Origin of the sequence: Wolbachia endosymbiont of Drosophila bicornuta (assembly GCF_028982105.1) — a bacterium.
In the GTDB taxonomy this organism is placed as follows: Bacteria; Pseudomonadota; Alphaproteobacteria; order Rickettsiales; family Anaplasmataceae; genus Wolbachia; species Wolbachia pipientis.
In genome coordinates this window covers 2,203-2,405 of the sequence record NZ_JAPQLF010000059.1, presented here as the reverse complement: position 1 = coordinate 2,405, position 203 = coordinate 2,203, and the positions used below count along the sequence as shown (strand labels likewise).

At 35.0% G+C, this 203-nt stretch carries 1 pseudogene; it reads left to right on the top strand.

The window, feature by feature from the left end:
- Positions 1-203: pseudogene (locus OZD68_RS06710) on the top strand (IS5 family transposase); the annotation flags it as partial.

Genomic DNA, 203 nt, shown 5'->3' with positions numbered 1-203 from the left:
GAAAATTCCTCCGAAAAACAACGCAGCAGAGCATCCAAAGTTAGACTATATGGCTGAGAGAAATTCTGCAGTCAAGCTCATAAAGTCATATGATGAAGATGGTATAAAGAAGTGGAAAAAAGAGATGAGTTATGGAAAAAGATCTTATATAGAAAGTTTTTTCTCGCGACTGAAACAAACATTCGGGTTTAGTTTTAGGAATA